We start from the raw sequence: 26,988 nt of genomic DNA on the forward strand, positions 1-26,988 counted from the left end.
CGAAACAGAGAATTGTATAAATAGGAATACAAGTGTGATAGTATTTCTTAGAGTTCTAACAGAATAATTTGATATTTTCATTTCAGATAATTTAATTTGAATTATCTGCAAATGAATACTTTTAACATCAATACGAAGAGAGTAGAGAGGCTGATATTAGTCCTAGTCCTAGGGATGATTTTTTAATTTTTTGATTAATTGCTGTCTATTAGAAATATCTAATTTTGAATATATATTACGAATATGTGTTTTTACTGTACTGGAGGAAATGAAAAGAGTAGAGGCAATTTCTTTGTTTGACATACCACTACATATGAATTTAACTATTTTTTCTTCTTGATTTGTTAAAGTTGATACTTCACTAATAATTTCTTGCTTTCTTATTACTTTAATTTTTTGAAATAAAAAGAGTATAGTTGTAAGTAAAATTAATAAAAGTGTTCCTAAGAGGTAATTTATATTTTTATGAAATTTATAACTCTGATTAATTGTTGAAATGGATAGTTTAGAAATTTCTTCTTGGAATTGTGAATAATAGGATGTGCCAGAATAATATTGATTTAGATTATTTTGTATTTTGAAATAAAAGTCTGAATCCTTTTTAAAATCCTCTTCTAAATCAATAATATTTCCTTTTATGTGTGAAAAAGCTAATAGTTTAACCAAAGGGTTCGTTAAAGAATCTGTACTGTATAATTTGAATTCATTGGAGAAACTTTTTTTTGCCTGTAGTATTGCTTCAGAGTTTTTAGTTTCAGCATATTCCTCAAGTAGTTTCAATTCATATTCTAAAGATTTCCTCCATTCTTTGTCAGTCAGATTAGAATTTTGTGAATGACTAAACCATACTTGGTTTTTGTCTGGGAAAAATATGGAATCCGAATTTGAGAAAATAAAATTATGAAAATTTTTATCCGTTTCACTATCAGAAAATTGAAGACCTTTGTTGTTTTTATCAATATTGGAGTGAATACGGTACAATTTATTTTTGTCAGAAAGTAACTTACCTTTCATCTCAAAATAACCTGTACTATCTGTTTGTGTAAAAAATAAGACCTGTTCAGTAGAAATTAGATTTTCTTCATTATATCTAAGTAAACTAAGGTATACCGTTTTGTTTTTTTCTTTTGAATTTATATAACCCGAAATGCTATACTGACTGTAGCAGGATATACTATAAAATAAAGAGGCAAGTATTATTAAATAATATTTTTTTTTCATTTCAGATTTATGTCGTTTGTTTTAATTACTGCCAACTATATTGATATAAAATCGTTTCAATGTTTTATATCTGCAGTTAGCGAAGCTAGCTTTTTTTAAGTTTAGAAACAAACTAAACTACTTAATACCAGCGTTTTTTCTTCTTTTTAGAAGCTTCAGACTTTCTTCCTTTCTTGTTTTTACTAACGGTATTTGGTTGTAGTTTTTTATGTTTTGGTTTGTCTATAACATAAGGATGTTCAGTAATAATCTTAATTGGTTTTTCAATTAAAGCTTCAATCGTTTTTATATATGCGTTTTCATCTGGCGAGCAAAAAGAAAGCGCAATTCCAGATTTACCAGCTCTACCAGTTCTACCAATTCTGTGAATATAAGTTTCTGGTACATTTGGGATATCGAAATTTATAATTGCATCTACATTTGTAATATCTATTCCACGTGCAGCAACATCTGTAGCAATTAAAATATGTGCTTTTTTGTCTTTAAAGTCTTCAATAGCTTTATTTCTTACACCTTGTGTTTTATCTCCATGGATACTAGTGACTTTATAACCGTTTTTATGTAAAGATTCCTCTAATTTATCAACACCAAATTTTGTACGTCTAAAAATGATAATTTTCCCATTTATAGTATTTCTCAATAAGTGTAAACACAGATCTGTTTTGTTTTTCTTCGGAAGATAATACAATAACTGACCAATATTTTTAGCGGTTGTTTCTTCAGGATTTATTTCAATTATAACAGGGCTTTTTATGACTCTTTTTGCCAAGTCGACAATTTTTTCTGGCATAGTAGCAGAAAAAAGCAAGGTTTGTTTTTTCTTCGGACATAAAGCTTCAATTTTCTTTATATCGTTAATAAAACCCATATCTAACATTAAATCTGCTTCATCTAAAACAAAGATTTCTACAGCGCTTAAATCAATATTTCCTTGCATTTGCAAGTCTATTAATCTTCCTGGTGTTGCTACTAAAACATCGATGCCTTTTGCTAAAATCTCTTTTTGTGGTTCTAAAGATACTCCACCAAAAACAGCTGTTGTTTTTAAATTAGTATACTTTCCGTAACTTTTAAAGTTCTCTAAAATTTGTATAGCTAATTCACGAGTTGGTGTAACAATTAAAGACTTTATCTTTTTTTCTCCTTTTTCTTCGTCTTTTTCATCAAATAAAAGTTGAATAATTGGCAAAGCAAAAGCAGCTGTCTTACCAGTACCAGTTTGTGCAGAAACAATAACGTTCTTTTTGTCTAAAACTAACGGAATCGCTTTTTCTTGTACTAAAGTTGGTGTTTGGAATCTTTCTTCAGCAACAGCTTTTAAGATAGATTTATTAAGAGGTAAGTCAGAAAATAGCATAAAATAAATTTTATGCAAAGGTAGTTTAAAAGAAGGTATTGTTTTTGTTGAATTTCATTTTAATAAACAGAAAACTTTATTTCTTTTAATTGTTCTTAATGATTGATTTATAGCAGATTTAAGAAGGTTTTAATTTCTTCTTTTGTATTAAAAAAGTTAGGACTAACTCTAATGTTTTCACCTTGCAGAGTTAGTAGTACTTTATTTTCTGTTAGCTTTTTGTAAAGTGATTTTGTTGTTTCTAAAGAATTTGTTCTAAAATGTACAATAGCAGTTCTTTCTTCTCTGTTTTTTGTAGGTGTAGCTATAAAGTATTTTTTTTGTTGAAGTTCTTTAATAATAAGATCAGTATTTTCTAGCGCTTTTTTATAAATATTCTTAACATCAATTTTAAGTAGTAATTTTAGTCCAACAGACCAAGTGTTAAAAAGTGAGTAAGCAATTGTACCAGTTTCAAATTTTCTAGAATCATTAAAATAAATCAATTTATCGTGCACTCTTTCGGCTGCAAACATTCCAGGTAATACGGGATTAATTTGTTCAATAACTCTTTTGCTAACATATAAAAATCCTGTTCCGTGTAAACCAAGTAACCATTTAAAACCACAGCCCGATAATACGTCAATTCTATCCTTTTCAACATCTATAGGAATCATACCAGCAGCTTGTGCGGCATCCACTACAAATAAAGCATTGTTTTTGTGAGCAATTTTACCAATAGCAGATAAATTTGGCCTAAAACCACTGTTAAACCGTACAGCAGCAATTGCCACAATACGTGTGTTTTTATCTATAAGTTTTTCTATTGCTTCAGCATCAAAGCTATTGTCTTTGTTTAGCTTTGCGAATCTAATTTCAACACCTTTATTTTTAATGTTTAACCAAGGGAAAGTGTTGTTCCAATGTTCTTGTTCAGGAATTATAATATTATCGCCTTTTTTAAAGTCAAAACCTTGCGCAACAATTCCTAAACCAACTCCAGTACTTGTCGTTAAGGCATATTCATTTGGTAAGCCACCTAATAATTTAGATAAAGGCATGCGAATATCATCACGATTAAATCCTTTTTTGTTAACAAAATTTAATTCTGATTTAATATGTGCTTGAAGTTTATCATGCACCAAAGTATTTAATGGTGCCTGCGAAGCACTATTAAGGTAAATAACTTCTTTGGTAATAGGAAAAAGTGCTCTAATTTCTTCAATATTCATATCAAGATTAATTTTTATATTCTTTAAATTAAACTTTATTTATAAGATTATTAAGTTCTACTACAGATGTTCTTCAATCCACTTTTTAAAACTGTAGAAATTTTGTGGAGCAACTCCATGACCAACATTGTATTCAGAATAAACATTATTAAATTCAAGTTTATCTAAAAAAGGTTTTGAATTTCTTGCCCATTCTACGGGTAAAACTTGATCTACAGAACCATGTGAACAGTAGTAATTGGTTTTAATATCTGTTGAAATGTTTTCTGGTAACAATTCTGTATTTATGTAGCCACTTAAGGCAATTACATGTTGCACTTTGTTTGGGTAATAAAAACTCAAAGAATAACTTAAAATTGCGCCTTGACTAAAACCTAAAAGGAAGGTTTTATCAGAATTTGTGTTGTATTTGTTTTTTATTTCATCAATAAAAATTGCAATTTTATCAATCGATTCTTTGGCTTCTTTTAAATCAGAGAACTTTCCATTTTTATCATCAAAATTGATAGAATACCAAGCGTAAGCACCAAACCCCATAGAAAGTGGGGCTTGTGCACTAATAATTAAAAGATCTTCTGGTAGCTCTTTTGCAAATGAAAACAAGTCTTGTTCATTACTTCCATAACCGTGTAGTAAAATTAGTAAAGATGGATTTTCTACAGGTTTTTTTGGTTCTCTAACCAAATAATGTAAATCACTCATAAAAATAATAACGTATTAAAGTCCTTTAAACCAATCTTGAAATTTATCACCTAAAACAGGAATTAATTTTTCTTCTCCTTTAATAGCTCCTACAAATCCAATTACCCAAAGAACAAAAAGAATTACTGCAATTATAATTCCAGCAGTTCCTCCTAAAAATTTAGTAATAACATATTGGTTTACCATTCCTAAAAGCGTTAAGCCAATCATTTGTCTTATGTGAAAGCTTGTAAAAGAATTTTTCTTGCTGTTATTCATTATAAATGCTGCAACAGCTCCAAAAATTGTAATATAACTAATAATTGCTGCTGTTTTTCCTTCGTTTACTGTTTGGTTTTCCATGATATGATTAATTTATAATTAGTTGATTGTTTGCAAAAACTCCATAAACCTGTCCTTTCATTTTTTTATTGATGAAAGCACTGTTTTTTGAAGTTGATAAAATATGTTCTTTTGTAAATATGTAATTTTCATCAGGATTAAAAAGAGAAATATCTGCTTTTTTTCCTTCGGAAATTGTTGTTGTTTCTAGTCCAAAAATAGTTCTTGGTTTTGTTGTAATGTTTTCAATAAAATCCTCTAAATTTAAAACAGAACTTACTGCACCGAATAAGCTTTCTATTCCTATAGTTCCAGATTTTGCTTCACTAAACTCTACTTTTTTGAGTTCAATATCCATAGGATTGTGGTCGGAAGTAATAATATCTATTACACCAGATTTAACCCCTTTTTGTAATGCTTTTATATCAGTCTTTGTTCTTAATGGAGGGTTTGTTTTAAAATTACTATCAAATTCATGCAGTTCATCATCTGTTAACGTTAAATGATGAGCAGTAACGCTGCAAGTTACTTGTAAACCTTTCTTTTTTGCATCCTTAATTAAGTCTACAGATTTTGCAGTAGAAATTGTTGGAATGTGTAATTTTCCACCAGTATATTCCAGTAAAAATAAATCTCTAGATATTTGTATGTGTTCTGCTAATGCAGGGTTTCCTTTTAAACCTAATTTGGTGCTATTAATTCCTTCATTGGCAATTCCTTCGCCAGCAATAGAATTATTTTTTGGAAAACTGAATACCAAGCCGTCAAAATTTTGAGCATACAACAACGCAACTTTCATTAAATTGTCATTTGCAATAGGCTTTTTATAATCGCTAAAAGCAATCGCTCCAGACTGTTGCATGTCATACAATTCTGCCATTTCTTCTCCTTTACTATTTTGTGTTAACGCAGCAATAGGGTAGAGGTTAGTCGCAAAACCATTGGCTTTATTGATTAGAAATTCTACGGCAGATTTATTGTCAATTACCGGGTTTGAATTTGCATTTACAGCAACTGCAGTAAAGCCGCTTTTTGCTGCTGCTTGCAAGCCATTTTTTATAGTTTCTCGTTCTTCGTAACCTGGTTCTCCCAAAGAAACACTAGTATCAAACCAGCCACAAGAAATATGTAGGTTGTTTTTTTCTACTAATTGATACTCTTTCTTATTTGGAATTGAATCTTCAATTTTTGTAATGATACCCTCACAAATTAAAATATCTTTTTGAAGTTTATGAAACGGGCTAGAAGCATCTATAATCGTTGCCGATTTTATAAGCGTGATCATGGTTTATAGAATTTTAAAATCAAAATTTCTAACAACAAAGATACAATTGCCAGCGCTAAAAACCATTTCCAAAGCCAATGAACTTCGTTTTTTTTGTTAATTTTATTAAAAGTGTCCTTTACTGAGTTAGAAATTGTAATGTTCTTATTTTCTTTTTTTAATTCGTTTAAATCCATAAATGAAAGAGAACTTTCCTTTTTAGGATAGTTAAAAGCAAGATTTTGTATAGTGTCTTTCTCTTTTAAGATAGTATACAGGCCCGCTTTTAAAGGTTGCTTATTTGTTTTAATAGTTACTTTATTTTGATAGGTTTGTTGCAAAGGAATAAAAGAAGTTTCTGGAGTTGCAATCGTTAAAATGGCATCTTTGTCCAATTTTGTTTCAATATCAATGCTGTTTTCTTTTCCAATTCTATAATAGATTTGAGCGTGTTTGAAACTTAATTTAGCAAAATTGTAAAAAACAGGTACAATTAAAGGTGAATTTAAGAAGTTACTATTGTTTTTGTTGATAGCACTCGAAACCCAGTAAATCTTCCCGCTATTCGTGTTTATTTGACTAATAAAAGGAATATTGTTTTCGAAAGAAACAATATTGCTACTGTTTTTTGAAGAAATGGGAAAGTAACTTTGTACTGTTGGATATTGAAAATTGGTTGCTTTTTTTGAAAATACATTTTTAAAAAGCGGATGATTGTAATTAATATTTGTAATTTTTAAAGAGCCTTCCTTTTTAGTTGTTATTTTTTCTGAACTTAATTTTGATAACAAAGAATTGTAGGAGTTAATTGTGGAATTTTCGTTTGGGATGATGGTTAAATTCCCTCCGTTTTTAGAAAATAAAATTAAGCTTTCTATTAAGATTTCTGGTAGATTTTCTATTTCATTTAAGATAATAATCTGCTGTTTAGAAATTGCATTATAATTTACATTTTGAAGTGTAAAATTCGTGAAATTAAATTCTTCTTTATTGTATATTTTTGATAAAAATTTAGTATCATTTCCAATAGATAAAACGTTTACTTTTTTGTTTGTTTTTAAGTTGAAGTAAAATTTATTGTCGAAAGAGAAAGTATCGCTAAAAGTAATATCTATTTTTCCTGAAAAATTAAATTGATTTTGAATGGTAAATTGAATTGTTTTTTTGGAATCTTCATCTATAGGGAAGGATTGTTTGCTAATCAGTTTTGTATTGTTGTAAATAGCAATAGGAATGTTGTCTTGTTTTACTCCTTGGTTTTTAACAACTACATTTAGTGTAAAATTTGAGGCGTTGGTTTTACTAATGAAAACACTATCAATAGAGATGTTGTTTTTTTGAGAAGAATTTAGTTTTATTGTTGAAAAACGTTGCGTTACATTTGTAAACATATTTATGTAAGTATTCTGAAAATCAGAAATTAATATGTTTTTATTTAAAGTGTTGGTTTTAGATGATGCTTTGTCATCAATTTTTAGTAAAACGGTAGATAAATCTAATTTTTCCGAACTATTGTTGATGTTTAAAAGTATATTTTTTAATTCAGATTTACTAATGTTATAATAGGAATCAGAATTTGTCTGTAAAGAATACAGGTCCTTTTCGGATGTATTTTCTATAATTTCTTGTGCAACAACTTTAAGTAAATTTCCTTTTTCTCCTTTCGTATTTGTACTTAAAGAGTTGTCTAAGTAGATAAATGTATGTTGTTTTTTATTGTTTTTATTGTCGCTAAAATAAGGTTGGGAAAAAGCAATAAGTATCGCTAAAAATAAAAACAATCTTGTCGTTAAAATCAACCATTTTTTAATACGAGAACTCTTGCGAGTTTGCTGTATTAATTTTTTTAAAAAAGCAACATTGGTAAACGGTATTTTTACAAATTTTTGTAACTGAAAAAGATGCACTAAAACCGGTATGATTAGTAGTGCTAAAAAATATAAAATTTCAAGGTTTTTGAATTGCATTTAAAATTTATTTCAATAATTTAAACGACTAATTTATTACAAAAAATGTAATGAAAAAAATGTTGTTAATTTCTATTTAAAACTTTTCGAAAACACCTAAACCAAACAGTGCAAAATCGTATTTTACAGGATCATATTTGTCTAGTTTTCTTAAATTAATATCTAACTCAATGACAGATCTCCAGTCGTTTTGTTTTCTTAAGAGGAGTTTTAATTTTCTTGCAACATTACCAGAATGCACATCTAATGGGCATGATAAATTTGCTGCACTGTGAGTATTCCAAAGACCGAAATCTACACCAGTTTTATCATCTCTTACCATCCAACGTAAAAACATATTAATTCGTTTTGCTGCAGAATTCTTAAGTGGGTCAGAAATGTGTTTTTGGGTTCTTTGTGGATGGTTAACTTCAAAAAACAACTGTTTAAAATGATGAATTGATGTTTGATATGTGTTAGAGTTACCCTGTATAGAAAGACTTTCTTCTAGACCACCATAGTTTTTATAAATATGTTGTAATGATGTTACAAATTGTTGTAAATCAATACTATTAAAGGTTCTGTGGACGAAACCATTGAAATTTTGTAAATCTTTTTCTTGATGATTTAAAATGAAGTCATAAGGAGAATTGTCTAACAACTCCATCATTTTAGAAGCGTTTCTAATAATCATTTTTCTATTTCCCCAAGAAATGATTGCGGTTAAAAAAGCAGCGATTTCTATATCTTCTTTTTCAGCAAATTGATGTGGAATTTGAATTGGATCAGACTCAATAAACTTTTGATTGTTGTATAGAGTTACTTTTTCATCTAAAAACTCTTTGAGATCTACTTTATTCATCAAAAATTAATTTTCATCAAGAATTTTACCATCTTTCATGGTTAACTTTCTATCAGCCATTTTAGCAAGTTCTTCATTATGAGTAACTAAAACAAATGTTTGTCCGAATTCATCGCGGAGTTTAAAAAACAGTTCGTGCAATTTTTTTGCAGTTTCACTGTCTAAATTTCCACTTGGTTCATCTGCTAAAATAACTGAAGGATTGTTTATTAAAGCTCTTGCAACCGCTACACGTTGTTGTTCACCACCAGAAAGCTCGTTTGGTTTGTGATTAATTCTATGAGATAAACCTAAAAACTCTAAAATTTCTTTGGCTTTTTTTTCTGTTTCATTTTTGTCTTTTTTTCCAATAAAAGCAGGAATACACACATTTTCTAATGCTGTAAATTCTGGTAATAATTGATGAAATTGAAAAATAAAGCCAATATGATTATTTCTAAAAGAAGATAATTCTTTGTCTGACAATTTTTTTAAAGAAATATTGTTTACAGATAATTCGAAATCTTGTTCTTTTAAAGGTTTGTCTAAAGTACCTAAAATTTGTAAAAGAGTTGTTTTTCCTGCTCCAGAAGGGCCAACAATAGCAACAATTTCACCTTTTTTAATCTGTAAATCAACACCTTTTAAAACTTCTACATCACCATAATATTTGTGAATGTTTTTACCTAAAATCATACATAAAACTTTGTAACGAAAGTATCAAAAAAAAATCAGAAAAACGGTTAAGAATTTCTGATTTCTGTATTATTGATTGATATGTTTATTTCTAATTAGAAAATATTTTTCAACTTATTGTAATCTATAAAATAAACAAACCTTACAGAGAATGTATGTCTCTGTGATTGGTCAAATAAATTGTCTAAATTTTTGAAGAAACTTAAGTTAGATTTTGTGTCTTCATTAAAAATTGAGTTTCTGTAAAAAGCAATTAATTGACTTCCTGGAGCAAATTGCCAGATGTAATTTAAATCTAAGTTCCAGCTATTGAAGTTTAGGTTATCTCCTGTATAAGTCATGTTTGGGTCTAAGCCTCCTTCTGAATTTAAGTTATGATAACCATTATAATTAACAGAACCCCAATAATGTCTAAAACTTAAAGATAATGATGATTTTGTACTAAAACTATATTTACCAGAAATTGTATTTGTGTAACTTTTTCTATCTCTCATACCGAAAATTATATTTGTTCCGTCTTCATTTACAAAACCCTGATCGTTATTTGTTTTGTTGAAGTTTAGTCTATATCTTAAAGAAAATTGATTTGTAAATCGATAACGAGGTGCAATACTAAAGCCATATCCACTCTTTGGGTTTTTACTGTAGCTTGTGTAATATCCGTTAGCATTTAATTCTAATTTCTTTTGAGAATTTGTAGATATGTAAACGTTTACATTTTTTCTTTCAGGTTGTAAAAAATAAATACCACTTGTAGATCCTTGTCTTGGTTCAAAGAAATCTTTACTTTCTGATCCATAATTATAATTACCTCCAAAAGAAAATCGACTTTTTGTTTGTGCATTATAATTTAAACCAGAGTTATAACCAGTATAGACACCAGAAAAATGCTGGAAGTTTAATTGATTGTAAAAGTTAAAACTATATCTGTTAAAGTTTTTTGTTGGCTGTAAAGTTCTCCAACCTGCACTACCATAAAGTGTTTGTTCGTTGTTACTGAATAATATACCAAAATCATTAGGGTTAAAGTCTTTGTTTTCAAAATTGTAACCAACTTCCCAATTCCAATGTCCAGAATTGTATCCAAAACTATTATCAAAAGTATAACCAGTATTTGGGTTGTTTGCATCATCAGAAATATTACTCATTTTAACAGAACCATCTACATTGTATTTACTGTCTTTAGTTTCTACATGCCAATCTAATGCAGTAACGTTTGCATCTCTAAATCTACCATCACGTGTAACATTGGTGTTAATTAAAGAGACTGTTGAGTTTTGATTAAACTGTTGATCTAAAACCAATATGTTATAATTTGTAAAAGGAGCAATAACTTCTTTTCTTATTTCGCCAGTATTATTGTTTTTTATGGTAGCATTTGTTTTTTCTGTAATTGCATTAAAAAATCCAACTCCTAATCCTTTTTTTGTTCTTCCAGAAATTTTTACAGCGTTCAACATGGTTACCTTTCCAGGGTAATTTATAATTTCTTCATTTGTAGAAAGTGTACTAGAAACATCAAATTGATCTATTGGTGAAGATCCTATTCTTCTAGAATAAAACAATCTTCCAATATTAAATAGTTCAGTACCTTCCGTAAAAAACTGTCTTTGTTCTGTAAATCGTTGTTCAAAAGGTCCTAAATTTAATACAACGTCATCAAAGCCAACTTGACTAAAATCTGGGATAAGTGTTGCATCTAACGTAAAATTTTCTGTAAGACCATATTTAATATCCATACCAACACTCCAGTCATATTTGGTATGACCTTCAAAACTATTTGTAGTTGCTGAGGCGTAAGGATATAAGTTTAAACGAGTTGTAGGTTTAATATCTCTAAAATCAGTAATTAAACCATCATATTGCGTCCATCTACCAACGGTATTATCTATATGAGTCCAAGTGTGTTGTTCATTTAGTTTTTCTAATCTTCTATGAAAATTGAACCCCCAAGATTGAACAGGTTGATTTGCAAAACGAAGTGCTCTATAAGGTATTTCAATTTCTACGTTCCATCCTTTATCAGTAATTTTTGCAGCACTTTTCCAAACTGCGCTCCAATTAAAATCTTCATTCCCATTAGAAACTTTTGAGTCGCCTTGGTTCCCTGTACTTTGAACTATAAACTCAAAAGGGTTTTGTCCATCATCATTTGGGTTTATAGTTATCAAAAAAAAATCTGCTTGACTAAAGTTGTCTCTTGTTGCAAATTCTCTAGGAATCCCTTCGGGATCTGGGTCATTCATTTGTGCAGAAATATAAATAGCATCATCATTATAAATTACTTTAACTGTAGTTTGGTATTCAGAAGAAACAATTTCACCATTTGCAGGTCTAAAAACCACAAAATTTGTAATTAATTCTGCATTTTTCCAAGCATCATCATTTAGGATTCCATCTATTTTGGGAGCTTTTGATATTCTAGTGGTTTTAATTGTTTTTCTATTTTCTTTGCTTTGTGCTGATAGCTGATTCATACTTAGTAATGAAATCAATAGTAAAGAGATTTGTTTGAACATGCTTTTTTTTTGGTTGATTATGTGTAAACACAATGCTAAAGTATTTATCATTTCTTATGAAAAATTTTAAAATCGTGTTAATTATAAGAAAGACATCATAAAATAGAGAGTGTTACATTAATCGAGTGTTAAATATTTCTTAAAGAAAATTAAAAATAATTCTATTTGCATATATTTTTATGAAAAACGTTGCAAATTATCACTTCTGAATTTGTACTTTTGTCTACGTTTTAAACATTTACAAATGAACTTACACGAATATCAAGGAAAAGAAATATTAAATAGTTTTGGAGTTAGAATTCAACGAGGAATTGTTGCAAGTACTCCTGCAGAAGCGGTTGCTGCTGCAAAAAAACTAACTGAAGATACAGGAACTGGATGGCACGTTATAAAAGCACAAGTTCACGCTGGTGGTCGTGGTAAAGGTGGTGGTGTTAAATTGGCTAAAAATTTAGACGAAGTAAAAAGTATTTCTGATGATATTTTAGGAATGATGTTAATTACACCTCAAACATCTGCTGAAGGAAAATTAGTGAATCAAGTTTTAATCTGTGAAGATGTTTATTATCCAGGAGATGCTGAACCAGATGAGTTTTACATTTCAGTTTTATTAAACAGAGCAACTGGTAAAAATATGATTATGTATTCTACAGAAGGTGGAATGGATATTGAAACGGTTGCAGAAGAAACTCCACATTTAATTTTTACTGAAGAAATAGATCCTTTATTAGGTATAATGCCATTTCAAGCACGTAAAGTTGCTTTTAATTTAGGTTTATCTGGTGTTGCTTTTAAAGAAATGACAAAATTTATTACAAATTTATATAAAGCATATATTGGTTCTGACTCTGCAATGTTTGAAATAAACCCAGTGTTAAAAACTTCTGATTCTAAAATAATGGCTGTTGATGCTAAAGTTTCTTTAGATGAAAATGCATTATATAGACATAAAGATTATGCAGCAATGCGTGATTTACGTGAAGAAAACCCAATTGAAGTTGAAGCAAAAGCTGCTGGTTTAAACTATGTAGATTTAGACGGAAACGTAGGTTGTATGGTAAACGGAGCTGGTTTAGCAATGGGAACTATGGATTTAATTAAAGAATCTGGTGGTGAACCAGCTAACTTTTTAGACGTTGGTGGTACTGCGGATGCAGAACGTGTAGAAAAAGCTTTTGGTATTATCTTAAAAGATACAAACGTAAAAGCAATTTTAGTAAATATTTTTGGAGGTATTGTACGTTGTGACAGAGTTGCACAAGGTGTTGTAGATGCTTATAAAAGTATGGGAGATAAAATTACTGTACCAATTATTTGTAGATTACAGGGTACAAATGCTGTTGAAGCAAAACAATTAATAGACAATTCTGGAATGGAAATTATTTCTGCTACAGAATTTCAAGAAGCTGCAGATAAAGTTGCAGAAGTTTTAGGAGCTTAATTCATAAAAGATAAATTATTGAAAACGCCTCACAAATTGTGAGGCTTTTTTTTATATAAAAATATTAATTTATATTGTTAAACATATAATATATAATTCATGAAAAAAATTCTAATATTACTTTTGTTTCCATTACAATTAATAGGACAAGAAGTTTCTAATTCTGAAGTATTTTGGGATACTTTAAAAAGACATTGTGGAAAAGCTTATCTAGGGGAAATAGTTGCTGGAGGAAAAAAAGGAGATGGTTTTACAGGTAAGAAGCTAGTAATGCACATTCGTTCTTGCGAAAATAATACGATTAGAATTCCTTTTTTTGTTGGTGAAAATAAATCTAGAACTTGGATTTTTAAAATGAATAAAGAGAAGTTAATAAGCTTAAAACACGATCATAGACACAAAGATGGTTCTGAAGATAATATAACACAGTACGGTGGTTTAAATACGAATACGGGTTTAAGTGATGTTCAAGTTTTTCCTGCTGATGTTCATACAGGAAAATTAATTCCTGCTGCTTCAACTAATGTTTGGTGGGTTACTATTGATAAAACAAGTTTTACCTACAATTTAAGAAGAATTGGTACTGATAGATTTTTCTCTGTAAAATTCGATTTAACTAAAGAAATAAAAACCCCAAGTGCTCCTTGGGGAGTTGAGGAGTAACGACCTAACTTTATTTTGTGTTTTTATTTTGAAAATTCTTTTAAAAAAGATAATTCTATTTATAAAATAAAAACTGTTGTTTTAATAAATTGAGAATGTTAAAATCATAATTATTTAAGTTTATTATTTATTAAAAAATATTATAACCTAAAACAATAGAAAAAGAGGTGTAATTTGTTTGCCAATAAGTATAGTTTTGTGTTAAATCTCTTCCAGAATTAAATCTTGCCTCAAGAGTATATTTGTCATTATAATTGTAACCAAAACCTATTAAATAACTAGTTGTTGTTTCTATGTCTAAATCACCAATATTCTTAAAATCAATTTCAGAATTCATTGTAAAATCTAAAACATAAGCTCCGCTAATAAATAGTTTTGAGCTGTCGTTTAAGAACATATAATATTTAATACCAAATGGGAGTTCAATTGAACTGTAACTAATTTCTCCAGATTGATTGCCTTCTATTTCACTTTTATAAGTTTGGTAAGTTGGTTCCACAAAAATTGACCATTTATTTTTATTGAAAGGAAGAATATATTCTCCTTCAACTCCAGCTCTAAAATTTATACCACTACTTTCAATATCGCTATAACCAAAAAGGTCGTTAGTAAATGTGGTTGAAGACTGGCCAACTCCCAATTTAATGTTTATGTTAAATTTATTTTTGTTAACAGATTTAGTATAATCTTTAGTAAGATTGTTAACTCCATTACAATTATTGTAGGTTAAAAAATAATTAACAAGACTATTTTTTTTATAGATAACGTTTTTATAATTTACATTATCACAAGAAACATCTATTCTTAATTGGGTTAAATAATTCTTGTTTTTGGCTAAATAATTTTTAGAATTTAGATATTCCTTATATTCTAGTTGATGAATAGATGCGTTCTCTTTCTTATAAAAATATTTTATAATATCTCCTTCATCATAAACATATAAATTTGCTTTACCTTCAATTAAAACTTTTAAAAATAAAGTTTCCATAACAAAATCATACGTGCGTTTTCTACTTAATTGATTTATATTCGTCTTAGACTTATCTATATTAACCTTAAATCTTTTGTATTTACTATATCCATTTACGCTAAATTCTTTAATAGAATTTAAGTTACCGATTATTTCTTTAGAATTATTATCCTTCTTATATAAAAAGGTTAAAGGATTATGAAGCCAGTCTTCATTTTTTATTAAGCAATCTATTTTTTCTCCATTATTGTTTATGATATATCCTTTTTCAAATTTAATTTGTGCGATAGTATTTAACCCTATAAAAAGTGCAATAAAAGTGATTGTTTGTTTAATCATAATATTTTTTTAGCAATTATTCAGAAATAAATTTATAAGTGTCATATTTCTGCTGAATTAAACTTAAATCTAATCCTTTTTTTATTTTAAATACACCTAAAGTGTCTACACTGTCTTGTTTTATAAGGAACTCTAATAAGATATGATATTGTTTTCTATTCCAAAAATCGTGTATAAGAATTATAGTGTCAGAATTTAATTTATATAGGTTTAATATAACACTTAATGCACATGCTACTCTAAAACGCCCGTCTATAAGAACTGTATCTATTTTAACTGAATTTAAAGAACTAAAAACTTTATTAGAATAGTTAGGGAATAAATGTTTTGATTTATTTGATACTGGATACCCCCATCCTTCGGTTTTACCTATGTCTATTGCATGAAAGAATACTCTTTTATTTTTTGCATAATTTAGAACTTTATATTCAGAAAGATAATTAATCCAACCTATACTAGATTCAACAGAATAAATTTTTGCTTTAGAAATTTGTAATGCACGAATGGTACTACCTCCAGAACCAAATTCTAAATAATATTTGGAATTTTTTATGTACTTATTAAATACCTCTTGCTCTTTTTTACTCATTGCAAATTTGTAAAAAAGTGGATACGGAGAATATCTGTCTAATCTTTTAATTAAGTCTTTAATCTTTTCCATTTTGTAATTTAAAGGCAATATAAAAATTATTATTTAATTTTTATATAGTAATCATAATTCTTGACAAATTATAAAGAAATTAGCATGAATTTTGTGATTAATTAAAATAACTTTATTACAGTTTTTCCTTTAAAATTGCAATTTCATCACGCAGTTTTGCGGCTACAATAAAGTCTAAAGATTTTGCTGAAGCTTCCATATGTTTACGCTTGTCTCTTATACGTTTTTCTATTTCTTCTTTTGGTAAATACTGTAAATCTTGTTCTGCGGCTACTTGCTTTGCATTATCATAATGATAACTAGAAACTGCAGATTTAGATAAAGTATCATCAATTTTTTTATTAATTTGAGTAGGAGTAATGTTGTTTTTAGTATTGTATGCTATTTGTGTATTTCTTCTTCGATCAGTTTCATCCATCGTTTTTTGCATACTGTTGGTTATTTTATCAGCATATAAAATAGCCAAACCATTTACGTTTCTTGCTGCTCTACCAACAGTTTGTGTTATAGAGCGATGACTTCTTAAAAAGCCTTCTTTATCTGCATCTAAAATAGCTACTAAAGAAACTTCTGGTAGATCTAAACCTTCACGCAGTAAATTAACTCCAATTAAAACATCAAACAGACCTTTACGTAGATCTTGCATAATTTCTACACGTTCTAAAGTATCTACATCAGAATGAATATAACGACAACGAATAGCGACTCTTGTTAAATATTTAGTCAATTCTTCTGCCATTCTTTTTGTTAAAGTAGTTACTAAAGTACGTTCGTCTTTTTCTACTCTAATATGAATTTCTTCTATTAAATCATCAATCTGATTTAAACTAGGTCTCACTTCAATTGGTGGATCTAATAAACCAGTAGGTCTAATAATTTGTTCAACAAAAACACCTTCCGTTTTTTCTAATTCGTAGTCTGCAGGAGTTGCAGAAACAAATATTGTCTGATTTTGAATTGCTTCAAATTCATCAAATTTTAAAGGTCTGTTGTCCATTGCTGCTGGCAATCTAAAACCATATTCCACCAAATTTTCTTTTCTACTTCTATCTCCACCATACATTGCATGGGTTTGTGGAACGGTTACATGACTTTCATCAATTACCATTAAATAATCATCTGGGAAGTAATCCAATAAGCAGAAAGGTCTTGTTCCTGGATCTCGTCCGTCTAAATATCTAGAATAGTTTTCAATACCCGAACAATAGCCTAATTCACGAATCATTTCTAAATCGAATTCTGTACGCTCTTTTAAACGTTTTGCTTCTAAATGTTTCCCAATTTCTTTAAAATAATCTACCTGTTTCATCATATCTTCTTGAATTTGATGAATGGCATTTTGTAAAACATCTGGCGATGTTACAAAAAGGTTTGCAGGATAAATAGTGAGTTCACTAAAGCTTTCTAATACTGCATTACTTTCTAAATCGAAAGATTCAATTTCTTCAATTTCATCACCAAAAAAATGAACCCTGTATCCATTATCTCCATAAGAAGGATAAATAGTAACCACATCTCCTTTAACTTTAAAGGTTCCACTTTTAATCTCGTGTTCAGTTCTAGAATATAAACTTTGTACCAATTGATGTAAAAACTTGGTTCTAGCAATTTGTTGATTTACTTCAATAGGAATAACATTTTTCTTGAATTCTGTTGGATTTCCAATACCGTATAAACAAGAAACGGAAGCAACTACTAAAACATCTCGTCTACCAGAAAGTAGGGAAGAAGTGGTACTTAAACGCAAACGTTCTATATCTTCATTAATGGATAAATCTTTTTCTATGTAGGTTCCTGTTACTGGAATGTATGCTTCAGGTTGATAATAATCATAGTAAGAAACAAAATATTCTACGGCATTTTCTGGAAAAAACTGTTTAAATTCTGAATATAATTGTGCTGCTAATGTTTTATTATGTGCTAAAACCAGTGTTGGTTTGTTTACATTTCTTACAACGTTAGCTACCGTATATGTTTTACCTGAACCTGTAACTCCTAATAAAGTTTGAAATTTTTCTTCTGCAAGAATTCCTTCTGATAGCTCTTTAATTGCTTGTGGTTGATCTCCTGTTGGAGAAAATTCTGATACCAATTTAAATTCCATAATGTAAAAATACGGATACTTTTAAAAAAAGTATCCGTATTTATTGAAGTTTTAAAGAACTATTTTTTACTTCCTTAAAAGAGAAAAATGCCCTGTTTTAAGTATTTGATTTTTTGCTGGATCAGCTGGTATTAATTGAACTTTATACCAGTAATCATCTGAAGAAAGAACTTTACCATTATAGGTTCCGTTCCAACCTTGACTGTCAATCGGAATTTGAGCAACTAACTTACCGAATCTATTAAATACATTAATACTTGCATTCGGATAAAACTTTTCATTAGCTCCTTTTACAACCCATGTATCGTTTTTTCCATCTCCATTAGGTGTAAAGAATTTAGGGAATTGAATAACGGAAATCTGTAATTCTTCATCAGAAACACAGCCATTTTCATCGTGTACAATAATCGTGTACACACCACCTTCTAAATTCTCAAAAAGCGCTTCTTCTTGAAAACCTGCAAACGGAATTCTTTCTCCATTGTCGTCATTTCTAATTGCAAATCTATAATCTCCTTTTCCTAAAGGATTTTTATCAGTATCAATAAATATTGAAATATTTTCTTGAGAACCTATATTGTTAGATTCATCAATAATTACTACAAACTCTTCTAGTAAAGTAGCCTTTTCAGATTCTTTTACATAAATAGTTCTACTTCTACCACATGTTGTAACATTGTCTGTTGCTGTTACTGAGTATTCTCCACCTTTAGAAATTGTTAAAGTTGGGTTTGTTCCTAAAACAGTTCCGTCTTTATCAATCCATTCATATTCATAAGTACTTGCAGGGTTTTCTGCTTCTAAAATATGTGGAGTTGTGTAGTTTAAACATAAGATTTGAGGATTGTCAACATCATCTCCAATAACCGTAAACTGAGGTAAAGCAATAATATCTATGTTGAAAGACAAACGAGTATGCACACAAGCTACTGGCGTGTTTTTAGTGTTCTCTACACGCACATAAATAGTTTGGTTGTTGGTAATATTTTCAAACCTGTCTTGATCAACTGCTAATGTTGTATCATTAGATTCAGCATTAGCTAAAGAAGTGTAAAAAGTAACATTAAAATCTGCATATTCTGCAGGTAGGTAATTTGCAAGAATTTCTGGAATTTTATCTTTCAAAGAAATATCTCCATTTCTACCATTGGTATCATCTGCATCTGTGTCTGTTGTATTGTCACAATCTGTAAAGTCAGAAATATTAATAGGAATGTTTGGTTCTGGGTAAATTAATAACTGATAGGTAGAAAAAACTGACCTACACATATTTCCACCAAGGTCTACAACGGCAAAGAAAATGGTTTGTATTCCAGGTTCATCTGTATTAAAATTAGCAGGAAAAGTAGTTTGAGAAGGGTCATTCTGAAAATTAGTGGGATTTACAATTTCCGGAGTTCCTGCAGTTGCATGTGCTTGTGTTGCGTAATAAGCAATTCTGTGATTGGTTCTTCCGTTTAAAATCTCTGCATCTTTAGAAGTTAAATCAATATTTTGTGCAACTCTATTTCTAGGATCACTATCTGTTGTAGTTGCCATATCGCAAACTGCAAGTGGTGTAATTACCGTAGAAACATCCGGAATAGGATTCACAAATATTTTGAAAGAAATGGCAGTGTTTTTACACTGCGGAGTTGCATTTCTATCTTGTACACGCACAAAAATAGTTTGTTCGCTAATGTCACCAGCAGTAAAACCAGGTTGTGCAGAATTTCTGAAATCTGTGTCATTTGGTATTCCAGAATTGGTAACATCATCAGCATCTGTTTGTGAGGTGTGGAAGGTTACTATGAAATCTGCTTCTGTTTGTGTTGTACCTAAAATAGTAGTTACGTTATCTCTTAAGTTAATGTTGATATTTTCTCCGTCTATTGTATTGCCAGACAATGCATCATCACATAAATCTAAATCTATAACTGGGTTTGCTAATGGAACTGCGTTTACTTGTAGTGTAAATTGCGCGGTACCTGAACAACCATTATTTGTGTTGTTTAAAATTTTAGCATATATAGTTTGCGTGTTTGCATACGCAGGGTCACTATTATTTCTATGTCTTGTAATATCTGGTATTTGATTTACAGAAGCTGTTCTATCCGCTTCCGTTTCGTAAAATATTACATCTAAATCTGGTTGAGATGTAATTAAGAAAAAAGCTTTTATTTCATCTACAGAATCGTTAAAATCGAAAAAAGAAATTCCGTCTGTATCTGAATTTCCAGCGGTATTATTTCCTGCTGAATCTAATAAGTCGTCACATTCTTCGTAGGTTTTACTGTATACAAGATCTGCACTAAAATTAACAGTAATTTCAATTTTAGAAACACGGTAACAGTTTTGGTTAGAAATTACTCTAACCCAAGCTTCGCCTGTTCCTATAACTGGATATGTTTCTCTGTTTGTACCTGTTATCTGTGGTGTTCCAGCAATAGCTTCTGCTTCAGTTGTATAATATTCAAAAGTTTCACCTTTTGCAATATAGTTGGTTGATATATTTGGTCTTGCTAATGTTAAATTAACAGTAGTACTTAAACTTGGGTCATTATGACATTGAATTAATTCCGCAGGATTATTAATTACAGGTAAAGGATCTACAATCAACTCAAAAGAAGTAAAAGTACTACCTGCAGTATCGTCAGAAATCGCATTACAGTCTGCATTGTCTGTGTTTTCTACTCTCACAAAAATTCTTTGAGAGTTTGTTACAGCATAATCAATTGTTTTATCAATGGCATTTGTTGTGCTGCTTGTTTGGGCATCTACCAATGCTGTATGGTAAGAAACTGAATATTGAGTTGCATTTAAAGTTCCTAAAATTTCTGTGTCTTTAGTATTTAACCTAAAATTACTAATACCATCTATATCGCTTCCGCTTGCAGTATCATCACATAATCTGTAAACAAGGGGTTGTACAGGTTCTGGTTCATTGGTTACTTCTAACACAAAATTTGTAAGGGCAAAACATGCGTCTGGTGCATTTCTATTATGTACACGTGCATAAACGGTTTGTAAACTTGCTGTATTTACTGGGTACGGATTTGGTAAATCTGTACCAGCAGCATTTGCATTGGCTTTCGCCATAGTATCAAAATATAAAACAGTAAAAACGGTTGGGTCTAAACCATCTAAAATTTCTGTGCTTTTTAATGTAGCTAAATCAAAGTTATTTGGAGTAGTATCATCTGTATCACAAAAATTAATTGGGTCTGGTACAGCTTTTGCTCTTGCGGCATCAAAAACCTCAATATTAAATGTACCAATAAATTGAGTAACAATACCGCAATCATCTGTTAATTCGATAGTTAATGTGTATTTACCACTATCTACTTTTTGAAGGTTGGTAAGTGGTAAGTTGGCAATAGTAGAAATTACTGTTGTAGTAGTACCATCATCAAATTCCCATTTAAAGGTTGGTGGAGTAGCACCAGTTACAGTATCTGGAATAATTGTTTTATTATCACCAACACAAAATTGTAAATCTTCATCATTAATTGTTTGATTTGTATCTGAATCTTTTATTTCTACAATTTTAAAGAAGGATTGTATAAAAGGAGGTAAACCTTCAGATGCTAACTGACCTGCCAAAGAAACTCCTTCAGCATCAAAAGAAATATCTGCTAAAGTTTCTTCAGGAAAATTAATAACACCCAAAAAACTTGTGCTACTCCTAGAATAGTATATTTTACCATTTGGAGCTAATTGTAATGCACCTCTATGACCAGTTGGAACTCCAGGAATTGTTCCCCTTGATGCATTAATATCTGCAATTGGCCTATCTTTTAAACTAAATTGAAAAATATCTGCATTAGTTGCACCACTACCTTGGTCATCTACACCTGTAGAAATATATAAATTTTGACTACTTCTAGAGAATTCAACTCCATAACCATTACCTGTTACATTTAATTGACCACCGTTAGTAATAATTCCTGTTTCATCATTAAAATCATAAATATAGGTTCCTCCGTTAGAATACGCAGAAACTAATTTTGTTCCATCTGGAGAAATTTTTAAATAACCACGAGAATCATTTAAGTTTCCATTTAAATAACCAGAAGAAATTGCACTAGTATCTACACCGTCTTTATCAATTTTATAAGCTTGAAAATTACTTCTGTCTCCTGTAACTACCCAAAACGTATTACAATCTTTACCTTTTACTGAAGTAATTTTTTCTTCTGCATTATTTGATTGAGTTAAATTAGTGTTTTTAACTGTAACTTCTCCTAAACCTCCATTTAGTCGCATGTCAACTTCAGAGAATTGAACTCCGTTATTATTACCACTATTTGTTACTGTAAAAATATAGTAAATATTTTCATCTAGTGGTTTAGGAACTATTATTGCTGATTGAGCACTAGAATTATTACCTAATAAACCCGTACCATTTGTCATAATTCCGCCATTTACTGTAGCATCTATATGATAAACTGTAGAACCGTCTGTATAAAAAAGTAATTTTCCGTTTTTATCAGAAATACTTGCAGAACCTTCGTTTGTACTTAAAAGTCCATCAGTTAAAGCAACTGGCGTACCAGATGTAAAATCTAAACCTGCATTTCTACCAAAATACCAAAAGTTGGCTTCTTTTTGAGAAAATACATTTAATGCAAAAAATAGGATTATAAAGGGTATTAATTTCTTCATTTGACGTTATTTGAGAACTTAACGTCAAATATATTTAAAAAGTATTACAAATCCCTCTTTTTTAACAGTGCAAAAGACAAATAAATAAAGATAAAAGTCCAAGTAGCAACTATTAGAATTGTAAAAAATTCTACGGCATAGCTTTTAGTGAAAGTTTGACCAATCATACCTGCAGCAGATTTAACTGGGCCTAACCTAGAACCAGGTTCTTTAATTAGATTCATCATAGATTCTAAAGGCAAAAAGTTTTTAATAGATTGTGCAGTTTCCCAAGAGACAAATTTCCAACCTAAAACTCCAAAAATTACCCATTCTATAATATACCAAATAAGCATAGCACCAACAGCAAAAGCAGAACGTTTTACAAGGATTCCTAAAAATAAGCCAAAAGAGAAAAAGCCAACCAATTTTATGAAAAAGGCTAAAATATATTCTAAATCGGATGTTATTATTGACAATTCATTATAATCTGAATAAAACAAACCTAGTGTTAAAGAAATTATAAAAACAAAAACTGTAGAAGCTAAAGCAAAAGCAACTACTGCATAGAATTTAGATAAGATAAACTCTTTTTTACTTAAACCGTCTATTAAATTTTGCTTTAATGTTTTGTAACTGTATTCGTTTACCATCATAGAAACAATAACCAACAGTAAGAAAAACTTTAAAATGGAAGCTACATAGGTGTTAAAATGCCAAATATATGGAAAGTTGAAAATCCCCATTTCGGCAAAATGCAATTTAAAATCTCCGAACTCGAATTTTATAGCGGCAATTAATGCAATAGAAGTTAACAGTCCGAAATAGATAATAGACAAAACTTTACTTGCTGTATTGTGTTTTAATTTAAGAAATTCTATGGTTAGTAGTCTTAACATTACGTTTTATGTTTTTGTTGATTTTGCTCTAGACTGTGCTTGAGCAGACATTCAATGAATTAGTTGTTGTTCGTTAAATCTAAAAATTGTTGTTCTAAACTTGGTTTACGTTTTACTAAATGTGATAAAGTAATACCTTTGTCAAACAAATGTTTATTGATTTCTGTGGATGAAATTTCGCTATTTAAAGTTGCAATTATAGTTTCGTGCTCTTTAGAAATTTTATCAATTGCAGGATGGTTTTCTAAAACAGTGATTAACTCTTTTTCGTTTTCATCAACCTTTAGTTCAAATAAACCGTTAGAAGCCGTCATTTCATCTACTCTACCAGCATATAATTTTATACCTTTTCTAATAACTACAACATGGCTACACACTTTTTCTACTTCATCTAAAAGATGAGAAGCTAATAAAATTGTAGTTCCGTTTGCGGCAATATCTTTTATAATTTGTCTAATTTCATGAATTCCTTGCGGATCTAAACCGTTTGTAGGTTCATCTAAAATTAAAATTTCAGGATCATTTAATAGAGCAGAAGCAATTGCTAAACGTTGTTTCATTCCTAAAGAAAAAGTTTTAAACTTACTGTTTTTTCTTTCAAATAGATTTACAGCCTTTAGTTTATCATCAATTTTATCTTCAGAAATTTCTTTTATTTTGCAAATCAATTTTAAATTTTGAGCTGCAGTCATGTACGGATAAAAGTTAGGTCTTTCTATAATTGCACCTACTTTTTTTAACGCTTCGTGTGTAGAAAGTTGTCCGTTAAACCAAGAGAATTCTCCAGAGGTTCTGTTTACAACATTTAAAATGATACCTAAAGTAGTAGATTTTCCACTTCCGTTAGGACCCAAAATTCCGTATACATTTCCTTTTTGAATATCAAAAGAAAGATTGTTTACTGCGTGAACTGGGCCGTATTTTTTATCGAGATTTTTAAGTGATAATATAGTTTCCAAAGAAATAGTTTTAGTCGATTATACATGTAAGACGACCAATCTACGAATTTGTTACTTAAGAAAAGGTGGAATTGTTTAATTGGGTAAATGTTTAATTGTAAAAACAAGTAAATCATCAAGAGTTAAACAAATAAACGAATACACAGAAAACACTAATATTCATTAAAGTCGAAATCATCATAAGGATCAAAACCATCACCATCTTCTTCACCAAACTCGCTATCTAATTTTTCTGCAATAAATTCTTTTTCGGGTGCTTTTTCAGGAATTTCACCAACAGAAAGTATAATTTGTGGTAAGTTTTCTTTTTCTTCGGAAGAAATATCGATAACATCCACATAGAAAGTCCACATATTTAAAAAATCGTAGACATAAATTAACTTATGATTTACTTCAGGTAAGGTGTCCTTTAAAATACAAGTTTGCATAGAAATACCTTCGCCAGCTTCTGCCATATTAAATAACGGAATTTCTTCACCTTGGCTCCATTCATCATCGGTTCTATAAAAAGAAGCCATTTCCTGTCCTTTAAAGCCAAAAGATTTAGCAATAATGGTGTGCAATTCTTCTAAATGAATGCCGTCATTCACTAGAATGGTTCTAATAATATCTTCTTTGGTGTCTAAAATTACGCGTATTTTGTACATGAAATGGTTTCAGTTTACAACTGCAAAAATACAAATTTTTATACGTACTTTTACCATACAAATTATAAGTTATGGATACTTCTACTATTTTAAAAGCATTTAATGAGCGCTCTAAAAATACGTTAATGGAAACACTTGATATTGAATATGTTGCTGTAGGTTCAGATTTTTTAACGGCAAAAATGCCTGTGAATTCTAGCGTTCATCAACCTTACGGACAATTACACGGCGGCGCAACTGCAGCTTTAGCAGAAAGCGTTGGTAGTGCAGCATCCAATTTTTTTATAGATAGTAAAACGCAATTTATTAACGGAATTCAATTGTCTATAAATCATATAAAAAGTAAACGTGAAGGTGTTGTTTTTGCAACAGCAAAAAACATTCATAAAGGCAGAACAACGCATTTGTGGGAAGTTAGAATTGTAGACGAAGAAGACAATTTAATTTCTGTAGCTAAAATGACGAACATTGTTTTAGAAAGAAAATAATTTTTTATTTAACTATAATTAAGCAGTTGTTTTGAATTCTATTTTTGAAAAAATACCCAATTTTTATACAAATAACCTACCTTTTGTAGTTTATAGGAAGCCTAATTCTAATAAAGTTTCAGGTTTTTTTATGAATGATGATTCTCTTTCTTTTACAGAAAGTTTCACAGAAAATGGATTTGTTTTTGCGCCTTTTGAATCTTCTGAAAAAGCTGTTTTATTTTCAAACGAAAATTCAGAATTCTTACAAGAAACACTTGAAATAAAAAGCATTAGTTCTCTTAATAATGATTTTATTTCAAGTGAAACTTCTAAACAAAGTCATATTAGAATAGTAGAAAAAGCAATTAATACTATTTCTGAAAATGAACTTCAAAAAGTAGTACTTTCTAGAAAAGAGGTTTTAGAAATAACAGATTTAACTGTTTTGGGGATTTATAAAAAATTATTACAAACGTATGCAAATGCATTTGTGTATGTTTGGTTTCATCCTAAAGTAGGTTTGTGGTTTGGCGCAACACCAGAAACCTTGCTAAATATAAACGGAACTAGCTTTGAAACTATGTCTCTAGCGGGAACTCAAGTTTTAAAAAAGGATGAACCTGTTGTTTGGAAAACGAAAGAATTGGAAGAACAACAATTGGTAACAAACTTTATAGAAAATAAATTAATTGATATAGCTACCGATTTACAAATCAATAAAATAGAAACTGTAAAAGCTGGAAGTTTACTACATTTAAAAACAAAAGTTTCTGGAACTCTAAAAGCGAATTCATCTAACTTAAAAACGTTAATTAGAGTATTACATCCAACACCAGCAGTTTGTGGTTTGCCTAGAGAAAAAGCAAAAGACTTTATCTTAAAAAATGAAAACTACAATAGAAGTTTTTATACTGGTTTTTTAGGTGAATTGAATATTAAGAACTCTACTTGTACTAACGAAAGTTCTAGTTTATTTGTTAATTTACGCTGTATGAGTGTTAAAAACAATGAGGCATCAATCTATATTGGTGGTGGAATTACCAAAGATAGCAATGCTGAAAATGAATGGCAAGAAACAGTTTATAAAGCTAAAACTATGAAGCGGGTTTTGTCGTTTTAAATTACAGGATTTTT

21 protein-coding genes are annotated in these 26,988 nt (G+C 29.6%); 4 read left to right on the forward strand and 17 right to left on the reverse strand.

Translation table 11 applies throughout. The annotated features are described in order from the left end of the window. Window positions 1-168: 168 nt before the first annotated feature. The 10 genes from V3V28_RS03900 to V3V28_RS03945 form a co-directional block, all read right to left on the reverse strand. Window positions 169-1,221 (reverse strand): response regulator transcription factor, encoded by a 1,053-nt coding sequence (locus tag V3V28_RS03900; RefSeq protein WP_331363718.1) that lies wholly within the window; start codon window positions 1,219-1,221, stop codon window positions 169-171. Between the two features lie 121 nt (window positions 1,222-1,342). Beyond that, window positions 1,343-2,578 carry a DEAD/DEAH box helicase gene (locus V3V28_RS03905; protein WP_331363719.1) on the reverse strand — a complete coding sequence of 412 codons (1,236 nt, stop codon included), beginning with the start codon at window positions 2,576-2,578 and terminating at the stop codon, window positions 1,343-1,345. A gap of 107 nt (window positions 2,579-2,685) precedes the next feature. Next, a complete protein-coding gene (locus V3V28_RS03910) occupies window positions 2,686-3,789 on the reverse strand; it encodes an aminotransferase class V-fold PLP-dependent enzyme (RefSeq protein WP_331363720.1) in 1,104 nt (367 codons plus the stop codon). Window positions 3,790-3,849: 60 nt separating this feature from the next. Beyond that, complete coding sequence (locus tag V3V28_RS03915; protein ID WP_331363721.1) at window positions 3,850-4,491, reverse strand: alpha/beta hydrolase; 642 nt, start codon at window positions 4,489-4,491, stop codon at window positions 3,850-3,852. A 15-nt stretch (window positions 4,492-4,506) separates the two neighbouring features. Then, a complete protein-coding gene (locus tag V3V28_RS03920) occupies window positions 4,507-4,833 on the reverse strand; it encodes a DUF4870 domain-containing protein (RefSeq protein WP_331363722.1) in 327 nt (108 codons plus the stop codon). A 7-nt stretch (window positions 4,834-4,840) separates the two neighbouring features. After that, window positions 4,841-6,097, reverse strand: coding sequence for a dihydroorotase (locus V3V28_RS03925; RefSeq protein ID WP_331363723.1), 1,257 nt, complete (start codon window positions 6,095-6,097; stop codon window positions 4,841-4,843). Further along, window positions 6,094-8,043, reverse strand: coding sequence for a BatA domain-containing protein (locus V3V28_RS03930; RefSeq protein WP_331363724.1), 1,950 nt, complete (start codon window positions 8,041-8,043; stop codon window positions 6,094-6,096). Before V3V28_RS03930 ends, V3V28_RS03925 begins: the two co-directional genes overlap by 4 nt. 76 nt (window positions 8,044-8,119) lie before the next feature. Then, window positions 8,120-8,884 (reverse strand): TIGR02757 family protein, encoded by a 765-nt coding sequence (locus V3V28_RS03935; protein ID WP_331363725.1) that lies wholly within the window; start codon window positions 8,882-8,884, stop codon window positions 8,120-8,122. A 6-nt stretch (window positions 8,885-8,890) separates the two neighbouring features. Next, window positions 8,891-9,559 (reverse strand): ABC transporter ATP-binding protein, encoded by a 669-nt coding sequence (locus V3V28_RS03940; protein WP_331363726.1) that lies wholly within the window; start codon window positions 9,557-9,559, stop codon window positions 8,891-8,893. A gap of 95 nt (window positions 9,560-9,654) precedes the next feature. Beyond that, window positions 9,655-12,036, reverse strand: a complete 2,382-nt coding sequence (locus V3V28_RS03945) for a DUF5916 domain-containing protein (protein ID WP_331363727.1) — start codon at window positions 12,034-12,036, stop codon at window positions 9,655-9,657. Between the two features lie 286 nt (window positions 12,037-12,322). Between V3V28_RS03945 and sucC the strand changes: the two genes are divergently transcribed. Together sucC and V3V28_RS03955 are read left to right on the forward strand one after the other, a co-directional pair. Further along, window positions 12,323-13,519 (forward strand): ADP-forming succinate--CoA ligase subunit beta, encoded by a 1,197-nt coding sequence (sucC, locus tag V3V28_RS03950; RefSeq protein ID WP_331363728.1) that lies wholly within the window; start codon window positions 12,323-12,325, stop codon window positions 13,517-13,519. Between the two features lie 99 nt (window positions 13,520-13,618). Continuing rightward, complete coding sequence (locus tag V3V28_RS03955) at window positions 13,619-14,182, forward strand: hypothetical protein (protein WP_331363729.1); 564 nt, start codon at window positions 13,619-13,621, stop codon at window positions 14,180-14,182. 130 nt (window positions 14,183-14,312) lie between these two features. Here V3V28_RS03955 and V3V28_RS03960 read toward each other — a convergent pair whose 3' ends face one another. From V3V28_RS03960 to V3V28_RS03990, 7 genes are all read right to left on the reverse strand, one after another. Then, window positions 14,313-15,491 carry an outer membrane beta-barrel protein gene (locus tag V3V28_RS03960; protein ID WP_331363730.1) on the reverse strand — a complete coding sequence of 393 codons (1,179 nt, stop codon included), beginning with the start codon at window positions 15,489-15,491 and terminating at the stop codon, window positions 14,313-14,315. Window positions 15,492-15,507: 16 nt separating this feature from the next. Then, window positions 15,508-16,152 carry a hypothetical protein gene (locus V3V28_RS03965; RefSeq protein WP_331363731.1) on the reverse strand — a complete coding sequence of 215 codons (645 nt, stop codon included), beginning with the start codon at window positions 16,150-16,152 and terminating at the stop codon, window positions 15,508-15,510. Window positions 16,153-16,267: 115 nt separating this feature from the next. Further along, on the reverse strand, window positions 16,268-18,256 hold the full coding sequence (gene uvrB / locus V3V28_RS03970) for an excinuclease ABC subunit UvrB (RefSeq protein ID WP_331363732.1): 1,989 nt from the start codon (window positions 18,254-18,256) through the stop codon (window positions 16,268-16,270). Between the two features lie 66 nt (window positions 18,257-18,322). Further along, window positions 18,323-22,900 carry a T9SS type B sorting domain-containing protein gene (locus V3V28_RS03975; RefSeq protein ID WP_331363733.1) on the reverse strand — a complete coding sequence of 1,526 codons (4,578 nt, stop codon included), beginning with the start codon at window positions 22,898-22,900 and terminating at the stop codon, window positions 18,323-18,325. Between the two features lie 44 nt (window positions 22,901-22,944). Next, window positions 22,945-23,778: an ABC transporter permease gene (locus V3V28_RS03980; RefSeq protein WP_331363734.1), complete on the reverse strand. Its 834-nt coding sequence runs from the start codon at window positions 23,776-23,778 to the stop codon at window positions 22,945-22,947. A gap of 59 nt (window positions 23,779-23,837) precedes the next feature. Beyond that, window positions 23,838-24,737 (reverse strand): ABC transporter ATP-binding protein, encoded by a 900-nt coding sequence (locus tag V3V28_RS03985; protein WP_331363735.1) that lies wholly within the window; start codon window positions 24,735-24,737, stop codon window positions 23,838-23,840. Between the two features lie 152 nt (window positions 24,738-24,889). Next, window positions 24,890-25,384: an IS1096 element passenger TnpR family protein gene (locus V3V28_RS03990; RefSeq protein ID WP_331363736.1), complete on the reverse strand. Its 495-nt coding sequence runs from the start codon at window positions 25,382-25,384 to the stop codon at window positions 24,890-24,892. A gap of 71 nt (window positions 25,385-25,455) precedes the next feature. Between V3V28_RS03990 and V3V28_RS03995 the strand changes: the two genes are divergently transcribed. Next, on the forward strand, window positions 25,456-25,872 hold the full coding sequence (locus tag V3V28_RS03995; RefSeq protein WP_331363737.1) for a PaaI family thioesterase: 417 nt from the start codon (window positions 25,456-25,458) through the stop codon (window positions 25,870-25,872). 31 nt (window positions 25,873-25,903) lie between these two features. Next, on the forward strand, window positions 25,904-26,974 hold the full coding sequence (locus V3V28_RS04000) for a chorismate-binding protein (RefSeq protein WP_331363738.1): 1,071 nt from the start codon (window positions 25,904-25,906) through the stop codon (window positions 26,972-26,974). Window positions 26,975-26,988: the final 14 nt, after the last annotated feature.

This window comes from Polaribacter sp. (assembly GCF_036480315.1).
Classification (GTDB): Bacteria; Bacteroidota; Bacteroidia; order Flavobacteriales; family Flavobacteriaceae; genus Polaribacter.